Consider the following 14,264-nt stretch of genomic DNA (forward strand, 5'->3'; position numbering starts at 1 on the left):
GTCTTCTGGTCAACGTCCAGGGTGAGCCGGGGGAGAGCCTTGATGTTTCGCTTCGTCTTTCGTCTTGCGGCCATGGTCGCGCTGTCGGTTTCCGTCATCATGGCGGTGCTCGACGCGACGCGCACGGTGGCGGCGTCGGCCCTTGTGCTGACCCCCCTCAACGCCAGTTGGCTGGCCGTCTCGCCGGACACGCGGGCCGCCTTCGAAACCTTCGTGCGCGCCAAGGCCAGTCCGCTGCTGTGGGACACGGTCATCGCCTGGGTGCTCAACCAGCCGGGCTTTGCCGTCTTCGCGGTGCTGGCCTTGCTGCTGTACGCCATCGGCTATCGGCGGCAGCGGCGCACAGGACAGTTCGCCGCCAACTGAACCCATCTCCCGCACCATTCCGGCCGGCTGCTGAAAGCTTGCACGCAAGATCGGATCGCGGCGTGGCTTGCCCGTGGCACGCTTTTCCAAAAGGTCAAAATTCCGCGTGAATTTTGTTTCGGGCCGTGCCAGATTGCCCGGGAGCGGGAGGGCAATACACTCCTGGCTAACGTCGTTTGCTTGCCGGAGAACCGGGCAGCAGGCGGTGTGCAACGGAAAAAATAACCGACAGGGTGTGGATCACATGAAACGTATCGTTCTCGGCCTTCTGGCCGCAACCGCAATGGTTCTTCCGGCTTTCGCCGCGGATGTCCAGCCGGCCATCCTCTATGATCTGGGCGGCAAGTTCGACAAATCCTTCAATGAGGCTGCCTACCATGGCGCCGAAAAATTCAAGACCGAGACCGGCGTCGCCTATGTCGAGTTCGAAGTGTCCAACGCCTCGCAGCGCGAGCAGGCGCTGCGCCGCTTCGCCGAGGACGGCCACAACCCGATCGTCATGGCCGGCTTTGCCTGGGAGGATGCGCTGAAGAAGGTCGCGGCCGAATACCCGGACCTCAACTTCGCCATCATCGACGATGCGGTCGACCTGCCCAATGTCCGCTCGCTGGTGTTCAAGGAGAATGAAGGCTCCTATCTCGTCGGCATCATGGCCGCGATGGCGTCGAAGTCGAAGAAGGTTGCCTTCGTCGGCGGCATGGACATCCCGCTGATCCGCAAGTTCGAATGCGGCTATGTCGGCGGCGCCAAGTCCGCTGGCGCGACCGACGTCATCCAGAACATGACTGGCGATACGCCGGCGGCGTGGAACGATCCGGCCAAGGGTGGCGAGATCGCCAAGACGCAGATCGACCAGGGCGCCGACGTGGTTTACGCGGCCGCCGGCGGCACCGGCGTCGGTGTGCTGCAGGCGGCGGCCGATGCCGGCAAGCTCGGCATCGGCGTCGATTCCAACCAGAACGGCCTGCAGCCCGGCAAGGTGCTGACCTCGATGCTGAAGCGCGTCGACGTTGCCGTCTACACCGCCTTCATGGATGGCAAGAACGGCACCTTCAAGGGTGGCGTCGAGAATCTCGGCCTCAAGGAAGGCGGCGTCGACTACGCCATGGACGACAACAACAAGGCACTGGTGACCGACGAAATGAAGGCGGCCGTCGAAAAAGCCAAGGCCGACATCATCGCCGGCACGGTCAAGGTGCACGACTACACAGCCGACAACGCCTGCCCCTATTGATCGGCGGCAGCGTACGGCCATGATCTGCAACCGCTGGGCGAAAGCCCGGCGGTTTTGCTTTTGCCGATCGAACGAAGCTCGCAAATGGCATGGAGCGAGGAATGCAGCCAACGATCGAACCCATGCGCGGGCATGACATCGAAGTCGTCGCGCGACTGCGGATTGCCGCCTTCTTCGAGGGCACGGGAAGGACGCTGGAAGAGGATGCGGCAGGGCTCCGCAACCTGCTGACCAGCGACGGCCTCGAAAAGGCTCTGGTTGCCCGTGTGAACGATGTGCCGATAGGCACCTGCCTGCTGGTCCGCCACGAACTGGAACCGGCGCATGATCTGACACCGTGGCTGGCCGGGCTTGTCGTCGACGCCGGCCATCGAGGCAAGGGAACCGGCACCGCGCTGGTCGAGGCGATCGAAGCGCATGCAGCGTCAGCCGGCGTCGAGACGCTCTACCTCTACACTTGGCAAGCGCGCGAGTTCTACGCGGCGCTCGGCTGGGACACGATCGAGCTGTGCGAGCAGGACGGCGACACGATGATGCTGATGTCGCGCCGGCTCCATCACAATGTGCCCAGGAGATAGCCGAGCGCGAAGGCCGCAATCAGCCCGGCCATGACGACAAGTCCACGCCTACCGCCAAGCGAATGCACACCAACGCCGTACGGCTGACGGGACAAGCTTCGGATCACTGTCGGCGACTTGGCATCATTGCCGCCCAGGCCAACGCCTTGCATCTGCGGCAATTCGGCGAGTCGCTGCGTAACCAGTTCCCAATGATTGACGCCGGCTGGTTTTTCGGCGCGATCGAAGACATGCATGCGCTCGGCCAGTTGCACCACCGCGTCGCGGAACGCAGGGTCGATCTCGAGATCGCGCTCGGCCCGCTCGCGCTCGGCATCGTTCATCAGGCCCAGCACATAGTCGCCGGCCCTTGCGATACGATCGCTCTCACCGGCCATGATCCGTGCCCTCCCCCTCTCCTCACCAGTGTGGCGGCTTGGTCCCCGGCACATCCGGTGCCGCCTGCTCTTCAAGCGCCAGGAAGCGGTCTGTCAGCGCATCAAGCTTGCGCTGCATGCGTTCGATCACCTTCCACTGCTCGGCGATCTGGCCCGACAGTTCCTCGATGGTCTTCTCCTGCTCCGCGGCGCGGATTTCCAGCGTCGTCAGCCGGTCGGCGGGCATGATCATGCAAAGTCCCCAGTTTGTACCGCGACACCTTGCGCCGCAACGTCAAATCGACCTCGCCATAGTAGCGAATGTGAGAGCTTCGGCCACGTTCGAAATTGACAAGCGCGCGGGGATTTGTCGAGAGTGGATGCTGCTCCGGACAATTGGCATGGGCGGAGTGCCATGCTAGGCGTTTTGACCAAGCGATAAAAAAATAAGAGTGGGACAGGCTGCATGGCGCAAGCCGCAATCGAACTGATCGGCATCAACAAGAGTTTCGGCGCGGTGCGCGCCAACCGCGACATCAATCTGGAGATCGCGCGCGGCACCATCCACGGCATCGTCGGCGAGAACGGCGCCGGCAAGTCGACGCTGATGTCGATCCTCTACGGTTTCTACCAGGCCGACAGCGGCGAGATCCGCGTCGGCGGCAAGCCGGCATCGATCAAGACACCCAACGACGCGATCGCGCTCGGCATCGGCATGGTGCACCAGCATTTCATGCTGGTCGACAATTTCTCCGTGCTGGAGAACATCATCCTCGGCGCCGAAACCGATGCGCTTCTGAAGAGCAGCATCGCCAAGGCGCGCTCCGAGCTTGACCGGCTGGAGCGCGAATACGGGCTGGAAGTCGATCCCGATGCGATTATCGAAGAACTGCCGGTCGGCCTGCAGCAACGCGTGGAAATCCTGAAGGCGCTTTATCGCGGCGCCGAAATCCTGATCCTCGACGAGCCGACAGGCGTTTTGACGCCGGCCGAGGCCGACCACCTGTTCCGCATCCTCAGGCAGTTGAAGGAACAGGGAAAGACGGTGGTGCTGATCACCCACAAACTGCGCGAGATCATGGCCATCACCGACACCGTGTCGGTGATGCGTCAGGGCACGATGGTGGCGACCCGGGAGACCAGGAAAACCACTGTCGAGGAACTGGCCGAACTGATGGTCGGGCGGCGTGTCCTCTTGAGGGTCGAAAAGGGCGAGGCCGAAGCCGGTGCCGTCAAGCTCGCGGTCAAGAACCTGACGGTCAGGGATTCTCGTGGCGTCACCATGGTCGACGACGTCTCCTTCGATATCAGAGCCGGCGAGATCGTCGGCATCGCTGGCGTTGCCGGCAACGGGCAATCCGAGTTGCTTGAGGCGATTTCCGGCATCAGGCACGCCGTTTCCGGGTCCGTGACGCTCGACGGCAAGCCGATCGATCTCACCGGCAAGGCTGATCCCGGCGAATTGCGCGACCGCGGCCTCGCCCACGTACCGGAAGACCGCCACCATGTCGGGCTGGTGCTGGCCTTCGAGGAGAACGAGAATTCCATCCTCGGCTACCATGACGATCCCCGTTACCTCAGAGGACCGTTTCTCAACATCGATGCCATCATGGCCGATGCCAGGGACAAGATCGAGAAATACGACATTCGTCCCGGCAATCCGCGCCTGAAGACGGCCAATTTTTCCGGCGGCAACCAGCAGAAGATAGTGCTCGCGCGTGAAATCGAGCAGGACCCCGGCGTGCTGATCGTCGGCCAGCCGACGCGGGGCGTCGACGTCGGCGCCATCGAGTTCATCCACAAGCGCCTGATCGCCATGCGCGACCAGGGCAAGGCGGTGCTGGTGGTATCGGTCGAGCTAGACGAGATCCGCTCGCTCTCCGACCGCATCCTGGTGATGTTTGCCGGCCGGGTCGTCGGCGAGCGCGGCCCCGACGCGACCGAAGGCGAGCTTGGCCTGCTGATGGCCGGTGTCGAGCATCAGGAGGCGGCGCAATGAGCACGCCTTACGCCAAATTGCCGGCCTGGGCAGACTACGGGCTGATCCCGCTGATCAACCTGTCGGTCGCCTTCATCGTCGCTGGCTTCGTCGTCATGCTGGTCGGCGAAAACCCCTTCCGTGCCGCCGTCATCCTGGTCGAAGGCGCCTTTGGCAAGGGCACCGGCATCGCCTTCACCCTCTTCTACGCCACGACCTTCATATTCACCGGGCTTTCTGTGGCCGTGGCGGCGCATTGCGGCCTGTTCAACATCGGCACCGAGGGACAGGCCTACATCGCCGGCCTCGGCATCGCCATCGTTTGCCTTTCCTTCGACAGCACACTGCCCTGGTGGCTGACTTTTCCGCTGGCCATCGTCGCCTCGGCGCTCGTGGGCGCATTGTGGGCGTTTATCCCCGCCTACCTGCAGGCCAAGCGCGGCTCGCACATCGTCATCACGACAATCATGTTCAACTTCATCGCCGCCTCGATCATGGTCTACCTGCTGGTCGGTCCCCTGAAGCCGGCAGGGTCGCAGGCGCCGCAGACGCGCAACTTCCTCGCCGGTGCGGAGCTGCCGAAACTGAACTGGATCATCGAATTGTTCGGCGCCAAGATCCGCTCGGCCCCGCTCAACATCTGCTTCCTGCTGGCGCTGGTGATGGCTTTCCTGGTCTGGCTGCTGATCTGGCGTACCAAGCTCGGCTATGAGATGCGCACCTATGGCCACAGCCCGAAAGCGGCCCGCTATGCCGGCATTTCGGAAACCCGCATCATCATCACTGCGATGATGATCTCGGGCGCGCTGGCCGGCATGATGGCGCTCAACCCTGTGATGGGCGACCAGCACAATGTCGCGATCGACTTCGTTTCGGGCGCCGGTTTCGTCGGTATCGCCGTGGCGCTGATGGGCCGCCTGCATCCGGTCGGCATCGTGCTGGCGGCGATCCTGTTCGGCATGCTTTACCAGGGCGGCGCCGAACTCGCCTTCGAGATGCCGGCAATCAGCCGCGACATGATCGTCATCATTCAAGGGTTGGTCATCCTCTTCGCCGGCGCGCTGGAGCATATGTTCAGGCCCTATATCCAGGCTCTGTTCGCCTCGTTCAGCCCGAAATCGGTGGGCATGCAGGCTGTCAACCGGAAGGGCGCCTGAGATGGATATCTTCAACGCGATCATCCAGGTGCTGGACTCTACCATCCGCCTGTCGGTGCCGCTGCTGCTTGCCTGCCTCGCCGGCCTCTATTCGGAGCGGGCCGGCATTTTCGACATCGGCCTCGAAGGCAAGATGCTGGTCGGCGCCTTCGCGGGTGCTGCCGCGGCTTCCGTGTTCCATTCGGCGCTTATCGGTCTCGGCATGGCGATCCTGATCTCTGTCGCCTTCGCTTTGGTGCACGGCTTTGCCTCGATCACCCATCGCGGCAACCAGATCGTTTCGGGCGTTGCGATCAACTTCGTCGCCGCTGGATCGACCATCATTCTCGGCCAGGCATGGTTCCAGCAGGGTGGCCGCACGCCGGCGCTGCAACCGGGCGAACGATTCGAGGCGATCATCTGGCCCGGCGCCGATGCAATCAGGGGCGTGCCGATCATCGGTCCGATCTATGCCGAACTGATCTCCGGCCATTCGATCCTCGTCTATTTCGCCTTTGCGATGGTGCCGTTCACCTGGTGGGTGCTGTTTCGCACGCGTTTTGGCCTCAGGCTGCGCGCGGTCGGCGAGAATCCGGCCGCGGTCGACACCGCCGGCATCTCGGTCGCCTGGCTGCGCTATCGCGCGCTGATCTGCACGGGCATCCTGACCGGATTTGCAGGCGCCTATCTTTCGATGGTGCAGAATGGCGGCTTCGTGAAGGACATGACCGCGGGCAAGGGCTACATCGCGCTGGCCGCGCTGATCTTCGCCAAATGGAAGCCGGTCAACGCCATGTTCGCCTGCCTTCTGTTCGGCTTCCTCGACGCGGCGTCGATCCGCCTGCAGGGAACACCGCTGCCCATTGTCGGCAAGGTGTCGGTGCAGTTCATGCAGGCCCTGCCCTATATCCTCACCGTCATCCTGCTTGCCGGCTTCATCGGCAAGGCCATCCCGCCGCGCGCCGGCGGCGTGCCCTATGTCAAGGAACGCTAAAGGTCGACAGTTCGGCGCGGACGAGCGCCGGGTTTGCACACGATGATCGGAGAGAACATCTGAATGTCGCATGATCTGTTCGAAGCGGCCAAGGCTGCCATGGCTAAGGCTTATGCGCCTTATTCCAAGTTCCCGGTGGGTGCCGCCATACGCACCGAGGACGGACGCGTCTTCACAGGCGCCAATATCGAGGTCGCCTCCTATCCGGAAGGCTGGTGCGCCGAGACCACCGCGCTTGGCCATTATGTCATGGGCGGCGGCGGCAAGATCGTTGAAATCGCCGTCCTTGCCGAACGCATGGCCAAATGCTCGCCTTGCGGCGGCTGCCGCCAGCGACTGGCCGAATTCTGCCGCCCGGAAACGAAGCTCTATCTCTGCGACAACACCGGCGTGGCCGAAACCGTGACCATGGGCGACATGCTGCCCTACGGCTTCCGCGGCGACATTCTGAAATGAAGAGCTGGCTGATATGACGCAAAAAACGGTCGACCACCTTATCGAAAGGCTGGACGGCCTGGCGCCGTCGACCGCGCTTGTGCTGGGTTCGGGCCTGGGCGGCCTGGTCGACCGGATCGAGAATCCGATCCGCGTCTCCTATGCCGACCTGCCCGGCTTTCCCAGGAGCGGTGTCAGCGGCCACGCCGGCCAAGTGGTCGCCGGGCTGTTTGCCGGCGTTCCCGTGCTTATGCTGTCCGGCCGCGCCCACTACTATGAGCATGGGAACGCCGCGGCGATGCGTCCGGTGCTGGAAGTGCTCGCCGGCATCGGCATCACGAAACTGATCCTCACCAACGCGGCCGGCTCGGTCGATCCGGATATGCCGCCGGGTTCGGTGATGCTGCTCACTGATCATATCAACTTCTCCGGCACCAACCCGCTGATCGGCGAGCCCAGCGACTGCCGTTTCGTCGGCCTCACCGAAGCTTATGATGCCGGCATCCGCGACGCGATCGAAGGCGCGGCGAAGGCGACCGGCACTGCGCTTCACAAGGGCGTCTACATGTGGTTCTCGGGCCCCTGCTTCGAGACGCCGGCCGAAATCCGCATGGCGCGCATCATGGGCGCCAACGCCGTCGGCATGTCGACCGTGCCGGAAGTGATTCTCGCGCGTTTCCTCGGCCTTCGCGTCGCTGCCTGTTCGGTCATCACCAATTTGGCCGCCGGCATGACCGGAGCCGAGCTTTCGCACCAGGAAACCAAGGACATGGCGCCGGTTGGCGGATCGCGGCTGGCAACGGTGCTGCAGCGCGTGTTCCGTGACGGGCTGCTGGAGAGCTGATGCTTCCACAGGAAATCATCCGTCACAAGCGCGACGGCCACAGGCTGGCGCCTCACGAGATCGCCGCCTTCATCGACGGCGTGACGTCGGGTACCGTCACCGACGGCCAGGTCGCGGCCTTTGCCATGGCGGTGTTCTTCAACGGCATGAACCGCGACGAGGCGGTGGCGATGACGCTGGCCATGCGCGATTCCGGCGACGTGCTCGACTGGTCGGATTTGCCAGGCCCTGTCACCGACAAGCATTCCACGGGCGGTGTCGGCGACAATGTCTCGCTGATGCTGGCGCCGATCGTTGCCGCCTGCGGTGCCTATGTGCCGATGATCTCGGGCCGTGGCCTCGGCCATACCGGCGGCACGCTGGACAAGATGGATGCCATTCCCGGCTATATCAGTCAACCCGACATCACGCTGTTCCGCAAAGCCGTGCTTGAAACCGGCTGCGCCATCATCGGCCAAACCGCCGACCTGGCACCTGCCGATCGCCGGCTCTACGCCATCCGCGACGTGACCGGAACCGTGGAGTCCGTGCCGCTGATCACCGCATCGATCCTGTCGAAGAAGCTCGCGGCGGGCCTGCAATCGCTGGTGCTCGACGTCAAGGTCGGCAATGGCGCCTTCATGGAGAAATCCCGAGATGCGACCGCGCTTGCCAATAGCCTCGTCGAGGTCGCCAGCGGCGCCGGACTGAAAGTCTCGGCGCTAATCACCGGCATGAACGAACCGCTTGCCTCCGCCGCCGGCAATGCCGTCGAGGTGCGCAATGCCGTCGATTTCCTGACCGGCCGCCTGCGCGACCGGCGGCTGGAGGACGTGACGCTGGCGCTGGCAGCCGAAATGCTGCAGTCGGCGGGACTGGTGTCGTCGAACCAGGACGGCATGCGACGCGCCACCGAGACACTCGCCAGCGGCCGCGCAGCCGCCACCTTCGCGCGCATGGTGACGGTGCTTGGCGGCCCCGCCGATTTCATCGAGAAGCCAGAGAAATATCTGTCGGAAGCAGCAACGGAAATCGCGGTGAAGGCGACGTCGGAGGGTTTCGTCACTGGCATCGCCACCCGCGACATCGGTCTCGCGGTCGTCGGCCTGGGCGGCGGGCGCACCCGGCCCGACGACAGGATCGACCCCTCGGTCGGCATCACCAGGCTGCTGCCCATAGGCGCGGAAGTACGCGCCGGAGATGCGCTGGCGCTGATCCACGCCCGCTCACCGTCCGATGCCGAGACGGCAGCCGCGACCGTGCTTTCAGCCTATGCGATCGGCGCTTCGAAGCCGGCCGCCGACAAGTCGGTCATCCGGCGGATTCTGCCGCGTGGCTGAGTGGACCTACTGAACCAGCAGCAATGTGCCGTTTTCGGCCTGGTATTTGCCGAGTCTGTTGAGAAAGCTCATGCCGATCAGGTTGGTGCGCAGTGCCCTGTCGTCGAGTACGATCGCCTGCACACCTTCGACGCTGATGCTGCCGATCTGCAGACGATCAATCGTCACCACGGCTGCCTTGATGGTGCCGTTGGCGGTGTTGACTTCGTGGCTGAAATCGGAGGGATTGAGCGACAGTCCGATCCGGCGTGCCGTCGACATATTGACCGCGACCAGCGTCGCACCGGTGTCGATCATGCCGTCGACTTGACGGCCGTTGAGCCTGAAGGTCGACGAGAAGTGTCCGCGCCCGTCCGCCGCGACCACGACCTTCCGGCCGGTCGGCAGCGGCGCTACCGGCTTGTCGGGAACGGAGGCCAGGCTGACATCCGGTTGCGTCTCGGCCGCTGGCTTGGCCGTCACCGCCGATTTCAGCAGGTTTTCGAATATTCGCGGATTCGACTGGTAGACGACCGGGATCGATGCCGACGCACCGGCAAAGACGCTGAGAATGAGAAGCTTGCGCAGCATGGATCGGCCTTTGTGAAGAGCTGATCATTAGCGCCGGATGGTGTTTGCCGCTTTAACGCGCGCCGGAACCACGTCTTTGCGTAAACGCCTGGTAAAAAATACCAAGCACATTGCTCGGGTATTACTTCGTCCCGTACATGCGGTCGCCGGCATCGCCAAGGCCGGGCATGATGTAGCCCTTCTCGTTGAGCTGGCGGTCGATGGACGCGGTGAAGACCGGAACATCCGGATGCGCCTTGGTAAAGCGCTCGATGCCTTCGGGCGCCGCCAGCAGGCACAGGAAGCGGATGTTGGTGGCGCCGCGCTCTTTCAACTTGTCGATCGCCGCGATCGCCGAATTGGCTGTCGCCAGCATCGGGTCGACGACGATGACCAGCCGGTCGGCGAGGTCGCTCGGCGCCTTGAAGAAATACTCGACGGCCTCCAGCGTTTCATGATCGCGGTAGAGGCCGACATGGGCGACGCGGGCCGCCGGCACCAGGTCGAGCAAACCTTCGAGCAGGCCGTTGCCGGCGCGCAGCACCGAGGCGAAGACCAGCTTCTTGCCCTCCAGCGTCGGAGCCTCCATCGTCTCCATAGGCGTTTCGATCGTTGTCGTCGTCAGTTCGAGATTGCGGGTGACCTCATAGCCGAGCAGCAGCGATATCTCACGCAGCAACCGCCGGAAGCCGGCCGTCGAGGTCTCCTTCTTGCGCATGATGGTCAGCTTGTGCTGGACAAGCGGATGATCGACGACGGTGACGCCCTTCATGATGTGCTCCGACGGAATAGTGAGTGGTGAACAGTGAGTAGTGAATAGTGAGCCGATTTGCGAGTCCCTGCGTCAGTGAAAGCGCCGGCCTCAACCGCTCGATGCGTGCACCGTCACTACCGACTACTGACTACTCACTGTTCACCGAACTTTCGCGTCCAACCGACCAAGAAGCGCTGTCTTGGTCTTCCTGTCGACGAAGGCGGCTTCGATGGCAGTCCTGGTGACGGCGGCAAGCGCCTTTTCGCTCATCGAGAAATGTTCGGCGGCGATATCGTATTCGCGCTTCAGCGAGGTCCAGAAATAGGGCGGGTCGTCGGAGTTGAGCGTCACCTTGCAGCCGGCCGCCTGCAGGGCGGGAAAGGGATGGTCGGCGAAACTGTCGAACACCTTGAGCGCGATATTGGAGCCGGGGCAGCATTCCAGCACGACACCCTCGTCGGCGATGCGCCGGACAAGGTCGGGGTTTTCGATGGCGCGCACGCCATGGCCGATGCGCGACGGGCGGATATGGTCGAGTGCCGCCTGGACGGTTTCCCAGCCCGTCAGTTCGCCGGCATGGACGGTGATGCCGAGCCCGGCCTCGCGCGCGATCTCGAAAGCCCTGACATAGTCCTCCATCTCGCCCATGCGCTCATCGCCGGCGACGCCGAACCCGGTAACCAGCGGATGGCCGCAACGCGCCGCGAAGCGTGCCGCGCGCTCGATCGACTCGACACCGACATGGCGCACGCCGGTGACGATCATGCGGCCCTCGATGCCGGTCTTTGCCTTGGCGCGCAGCATGCCTTCGCCGAGCGCATCGGTGTAGGCCTTGAGTGACAGCCCGGCTTTCGTCGCGTGGTCGGGCGAGGTGAACACCTCGGAGTAGATGGCGCCATCGCGGGCCAGGCTGGTCAGATAGTGGTCGGCCAGCCGCGCATAATCCTCCTCGGTCCGGAACAGGTCGGCGGAGAAGTCATAGGCCGCGAGAAAGGAGGTGAAATCGTGCCAGACGAAACAACCGTTCTGGATATAAGGCGAGGTGTCCTTGCCGTATTTCTGCGCTTGGCGGATGACGAGATCGGGCGCCGCTGCCCCTTCGATGTGGCAGTGCAGTTCCGCTTTCAGAGGCATTCAAACATCCCGTCGGTCAGTCCAGGTCTTAAAACCCACCACCTGGAAGCGCGGCTGAACACCGCGCCTTAAACAATAGCGCCCGCATCACCGATCGGCTATGGTCCCGCCGGTTTTATGACGGATCAAAAAAATGTCAGTTGAGAGAGCCACGGCCGCCGGCGGCATGGAAACCTCCTATGGTTTCAAGCGTGTAGGGGAAGGCGAGAAGCAATCCCTGGTCAACGATGTTTTCCACAAGGTCGCTGACCGCTACGACCTGATGAACGATTTGATGTCTGCTGGCCTGCACCGGCTGTGGAAGGATGCCATGGTCGCCTGGCTCAATCCGCCCAAGCGCGCGGGCTGGCGCGTGCTCGACGTTGCCGGCGGTACCGGCGACATCGCCTTTCGCATCGTCGATGCCAGCCATGGCCATGCCCATGCCACCGTGCTCGACATCAATGGCTCGATGCTCGCCGTCGGGCGCGACAGGGCCGATAAGAAGGGATTGTCCGGCAACACCGATTTCGTCGAGGCCAACGCCGAGGAACTGCCCTTCCATGACGCCAGCTTCGACGCCTACACCATCGCGTTCGGCATTCGAAATGTCCCGCATATCAACGTGGCCCTGGGCGAGGCATTGCGCGTGCTGAAGCCCGGCGGCCGTCTCCTGTGCCTGGAGTTCTCCGAGGTCGAGATGCCGCTCTTCGACAAGGTCTACGAAGCCTGGTCGTTCAATGCCATCCCCAGGATCGGCAAGTTGGTCACCGGGGACGGCGAGCCCTATTCCTATCTGGTCGAATCGATCGCAAAATTCCCCAATCAGCAAAACTTCGCGGCGATGATTTCTCGGGCCGGCTTCGACCGCGTCTCCTTCCGCAATTATTCCGGCGGCATAGCGGCCCTGCATTCGGGCTGGAAGCTTTGAAGCCGTCGCCGATCTTCCTCACGCGACGAGCCTTGCGCCAGTTCGATGAACCGGTAGGGCGGACGCGGCCATGAGCACCGTCAGCGCGGCGTTCCGGCTCGTACGGGCCGGTTGGGTGCTGGTGCGCGAGGGCGTCGTTGCCGCCTTGCCCGGCGAGGAACTATCCGGCCTGCCGAAATTCGGCTGGCGGCTGGCGCGGCTGTTCACCCGCCGTCGCGCGCTCGCCTATCAGCGCAGCGATCGGCTGGCCAAGGCGGTGGTCCGGCTCGGCCCATCCTACGTCAAGCTTGGTCAGTTCCTGGCGACGCGGCCCGATGTCGTCGGCAACGACATGGCGCTCGATCTCGCCATGCTGCAGGACAAGATGCACACCTTCCCGACGGCCGAAGCGGTCGCCGCCATCGAAGCCTCGCTCGGGCGCAAACTCGGCGATCTTTACAAGCAGTTCGGCGACCCGGTCGCCGCGGCTTCCATCGCTCAGGTCCATGCCGCTGAAACCGTCGATGGTGGCGTCGCCAGGAAGGTAGCGGTCAAGGTCATCCGGCCGGGCGTGCGCCGCCGCTTCTTCCAGGACCTCGAAAGCTATTTCCTCGCCGCCCGCTTGCAGGAGAAATACATACCGTCGTCGCGCCGATTGAGGCCGGTCGAGGTGACCGAGACGCTGGCGCAGACCACCAGGATCGAGATGGACCTGCGCCTCGAGGCGGCCGCGCTCTCGGAACTTGGCCAAAGCACCAGGGAAGACCCTGGCTTTCGCGTCCCTTCGGTGGACTGGGAACGCACCGGCCGCGACGTGCTGACCATGGAATGGGTCGACGGCGTCAAGATGAACGACATCGCCGGCCTGCAAAGCGCCGGCCATGACCTGAAGGCAATCGCCACCAACCTCATCCAGTCTTTCCTGCGCCATACGCTGCGCGACGGCTTCTTCCACGCCGACATGCATCCGGGCAATCTGTTCGTCGAGGCGAACGGCACCATCGTCGCCGTCGATCTCGGCATTGCCGGGCGCCTCGGCAAGAAGGAGCGCCGCTTCCTCGCGGAAATCCTCTACGGCTTCATCACACGCGACTATCTGCGCGTCGCCGAAGTCCATTTCGAGGCCGGCTATGTGCCGCGCCAGCACAATGTCTCTGCCTTCGCGCAGGCGATCCGCGCCATCGGCGAGCCGATCCACGGCCAACCCGCCGAAACTATTTCGATGGCTAAGCTTCTGACGCTGCTGTTCGAGGTGACCGAACTCTTCGACATGGCGACACGGCCGGAATTGATCCTGCTGCAGAAGACCATGGTGGTTGTCGAGGGCGTGGCGCGCACGCTCGATCCGGCTTTCAACATGTGGAAGACCGCCGAACCGGTGGTCGGCGGCTGGATAGCCGGGAACCTCGGGCCGCGCGGCCTGCTGGCCGACGCGCGCGACGGCGGCAAGGCGATACTGACGCTGATCCGCCAGGCGCCGGAACTCGCGGCCCGTACGGAACGGCTGTCGCGAGAGATCGACCTGATGGCCGAGCACGGCCTGCGCTTCGATGAGGCGACCGCCCGCGCCATAGGCAAGGCCGAAGCGCGCTACAGCCGTTCCGGCCGTGTCGCATTATGGGTGATCGCGCTGACGCTGGTCTACATTGCCTGGAAGCTTCATTAGGCCTGTGTTCGCGGCAAGCCAGCTGCTTGCGG

16 protein-coding genes are annotated in these 14,264 nt (G+C 63.5%); 11 read left to right on the top strand and 5 right to left on the bottom strand.

Going from position 1 to position 14,264, the window contains the following annotated elements:
* The first annotated feature begins 42 nt into the window (after window positions 1-42).
* The 3 genes from FJ950_RS22940 (at window position 43) to FJ950_RS22950 (ending at window position 2,178) form a co-directional block, all read left to right on the top strand.
* Window positions 43-366, top strand: coding sequence for a hypothetical protein (locus tag FJ950_RS22940; protein ID WP_140618817.1), 324 nt, complete (start codon window positions 43-45; stop codon window positions 364-366).
* 244 nt (window positions 367-610) lie between these two features.
* Entirely contained in the window at window positions 611-1,600 is a 990-nt protein-coding gene (locus tag FJ950_RS22945; protein WP_015315759.1) for a BMP family ABC transporter substrate-binding protein, read from the top strand.
* Window positions 1,601-1,701: 101 nt separating this feature from the next.
* Window positions 1,702-2,178, top strand: coding sequence for a GNAT family N-acetyltransferase (locus FJ950_RS22950; RefSeq protein WP_140618819.1), 477 nt, complete (start codon window positions 1,702-1,704; stop codon window positions 2,176-2,178).
* On the opposite strand, the gene FJ950_RS22955 is transcribed toward FJ950_RS22950, so the two are convergent.
* Both FJ950_RS22955 and FJ950_RS22960 read right to left on the bottom strand, forming a co-directional pair.
* A complete protein-coding gene (locus tag FJ950_RS22955) occupies window positions 2,157-2,555 on the bottom strand; it encodes a hypothetical protein (RefSeq protein WP_140618821.1) in 399 nt (132 codons plus the stop codon). The two genes, FJ950_RS22950 and FJ950_RS22955, sit on opposite strands and share 22 nt — an antisense overlap.
* Before the next feature lie 22 nt (window positions 2,556-2,577).
* A complete protein-coding gene (locus tag FJ950_RS22960; RefSeq protein WP_181171413.1) occupies window positions 2,578-2,784 on the bottom strand; it encodes a SlyX family protein in 207 nt (68 codons plus the stop codon).
* Between the two features lie 216 nt (window positions 2,785-3,000).
* Between FJ950_RS22960 and FJ950_RS22965 the strand changes: the two genes are divergently transcribed.
* The 6 genes from FJ950_RS22965 (at window position 3,001) to deoA (ending at window position 9,240) form a co-directional block, all read left to right on the top strand.
* Window positions 3,001-4,533 carry an ABC transporter ATP-binding protein gene (locus FJ950_RS22965; RefSeq protein ID WP_140618824.1) on the top strand — a complete coding sequence of 511 codons (1,533 nt, stop codon included), beginning with the start codon at window positions 3,001-3,003 and terminating at the stop codon, window positions 4,531-4,533.
* Window positions 4,530-5,669: an ABC transporter permease gene (locus FJ950_RS22970; protein ID WP_140618826.1), complete on the top strand. Its 1,140-nt coding sequence runs from the start codon at window positions 4,530-4,532 to the stop codon at window positions 5,667-5,669. Before FJ950_RS22965 ends, FJ950_RS22970 begins: the two co-directional genes overlap by 4 nt.
* A gap of 1 nt (window position 5,670) precedes the next feature.
* A complete protein-coding gene (locus tag FJ950_RS22975; protein ID WP_015315754.1) occupies window positions 5,671-6,642 on the top strand; it encodes an ABC transporter permease in 972 nt (323 codons plus the stop codon).
* A 63-nt stretch (window positions 6,643-6,705) separates the two neighbouring features.
* On the top strand, window positions 6,706-7,098 hold the full coding sequence (gene cdd, locus FJ950_RS22980) for a cytidine deaminase (RefSeq protein ID WP_140618828.1): 393 nt from the start codon (window positions 6,706-6,708) through the stop codon (window positions 7,096-7,098).
* A gap of 13 nt (window positions 7,099-7,111) precedes the next feature.
* Window positions 7,112-7,921, top strand: a complete 810-nt coding sequence (locus FJ950_RS22985; protein WP_140618830.1) for a purine-nucleoside phosphorylase — start codon at window positions 7,112-7,114, stop codon at window positions 7,919-7,921.
* Entirely contained in the window at window positions 7,921-9,240 is a 1,320-nt protein-coding gene (gene deoA, locus FJ950_RS22990; RefSeq protein ID WP_015315751.1) for a thymidine phosphorylase, read from the top strand. The genes FJ950_RS22985 and deoA overlap by 1 nt, the downstream gene beginning before the upstream one ends.
* Before the next feature lie 6 nt (window positions 9,241-9,246).
* Here the strand turns inward: deoA and FJ950_RS22995 are convergent, their stop codons facing one another.
* From FJ950_RS22995 to FJ950_RS23005, 3 genes are all read right to left on the bottom strand, one after another.
* Window positions 9,247-9,810, bottom strand: a complete 564-nt coding sequence (locus FJ950_RS22995; protein WP_015315750.1) for a TIGR02281 family clan AA aspartic protease — start codon at window positions 9,808-9,810, stop codon at window positions 9,247-9,249.
* A gap of 121 nt (window positions 9,811-9,931) precedes the next feature.
* Window positions 9,932-10,561 (bottom strand): uracil phosphoribosyltransferase, encoded by a 630-nt coding sequence (gene upp / locus FJ950_RS23000; protein ID WP_015315749.1) that lies wholly within the window; start codon window positions 10,559-10,561, stop codon window positions 9,932-9,934.
* Window positions 10,562-10,702: 141 nt separating this feature from the next.
* The gene (locus FJ950_RS23005) at window positions 10,703-11,677 is read right to left on the bottom strand and encodes an adenosine deaminase (RefSeq protein ID WP_140618832.1); all 975 of its coding nucleotides are present in this window, start codon (window positions 11,675-11,677) and stop codon (window positions 10,703-10,705) included.
* A 133-nt stretch (window positions 11,678-11,810) separates the two neighbouring features.
* On the opposite strand from FJ950_RS23005, the gene ubiE reads away from it, so the two are divergent.
* The gene (ubiE, locus tag FJ950_RS23010; protein WP_140618833.1) at window positions 11,811-12,587 is read left to right on the top strand and encodes a bifunctional demethylmenaquinone methyltransferase/2-methoxy-6-polyprenyl-1,4-benzoquinol methylase UbiE; all 777 of its coding nucleotides are present in this window, start codon (window positions 11,811-11,813) and stop codon (window positions 12,585-12,587) included.
* 70 nt (window positions 12,588-12,657) lie between these two features.
* Entirely contained in the window at window positions 12,658-14,232 is a 1,575-nt protein-coding gene (gene ubiB, locus FJ950_RS23015; protein ID WP_140618835.1) for a 2-polyprenylphenol 6-hydroxylase, read from the top strand.
* Window positions 14,233-14,264 lie beyond the last annotated feature (32 nt).

Origin of the sequence: Mesorhizobium sp. B2-3-14, from assembly GCF_006442175.1 — a bacterium.
GTDB classification, from domain to species: domain Bacteria; phylum Pseudomonadota; class Alphaproteobacteria; order Rhizobiales; family Rhizobiaceae; genus Mesorhizobium; species Mesorhizobium australicum.

Bases quoted from the DNA above. Each gene is read 5' to 3' on its own strand.
- FJ950_RS22940 (WP_140618817.1), top strand. From the start codon at position 43: ATGTTTCGCTTCGTCTTTCGTCTTGCGGCCATGGTCGCGCTGTCGGTT.
- FJ950_RS22945 (WP_015315759.1), top strand. From the start codon at position 611: ATGAAACGTATCGTTCTCGGCCTTCTGGCCGCAACCGCAATGGTTCTT.
- FJ950_RS22950 (WP_140618819.1), top strand. From the start codon at position 1,702: ATGCAGCCAACGATCGAACCCATGCGCGGGCATGACATCGAAGTCGTC.
- FJ950_RS22955 (WP_140618821.1), bottom strand. From the start codon at position 2,555: ATGGCCGGTGAGAGCGATCGTATCGCAAGGGCCGGCGACTATGTGCTG.
- FJ950_RS22965 (WP_140618824.1), top strand. From the start codon at position 3,001: ATGGCGCAAGCCGCAATCGAACTGATCGGCATCAACAAGAGTTTCGGC.
- FJ950_RS22970 (WP_140618826.1), top strand. From the start codon at position 4,530: ATGAGCACGCCTTACGCCAAATTGCCGGCCTGGGCAGACTACGGGCTG.
- FJ950_RS22975 (WP_015315754.1), top strand. From the start codon at position 5,671: ATGGATATCTTCAACGCGATCATCCAGGTGCTGGACTCTACCATCCGC.
- cdd (WP_140618828.1), top strand. From the start codon at position 6,706: ATGTCGCATGATCTGTTCGAAGCGGCCAAGGCTGCCATGGCTAAGGCT.
- FJ950_RS22985 (WP_140618830.1), top strand. From the start codon at position 7,112: ATGACGCAAAAAACGGTCGACCACCTTATCGAAAGGCTGGACGGCCTG.
- deoA (WP_015315751.1), top strand. From the start codon at position 7,921: ATGCTTCCACAGGAAATCATCCGTCACAAGCGCGACGGCCACAGGCTG.
- FJ950_RS22995 (WP_015315750.1), bottom strand. From the start codon at position 9,810: ATGCTGCGCAAGCTTCTCATTCTCAGCGTCTTTGCCGGTGCGTCGGCA.
- upp (WP_015315749.1), bottom strand. From the start codon at position 10,561: ATGAAGGGCGTCACCGTCGTCGATCATCCGCTTGTCCAGCACAAGCTG.
- FJ950_RS23005 (WP_140618832.1), bottom strand. From the start codon at position 11,677: ATGCCTCTGAAAGCGGAACTGCACTGCCACATCGAAGGGGCAGCGGCG.
- ubiE (WP_140618833.1), top strand. From the start codon at position 11,811: ATGTCAGTTGAGAGAGCCACGGCCGCCGGCGGCATGGAAACCTCCTAT.
- ubiB (WP_140618835.1), top strand. From the start codon at position 12,658: ATGAGCACCGTCAGCGCGGCGTTCCGGCTCGTACGGGCCGGTTGGGTG.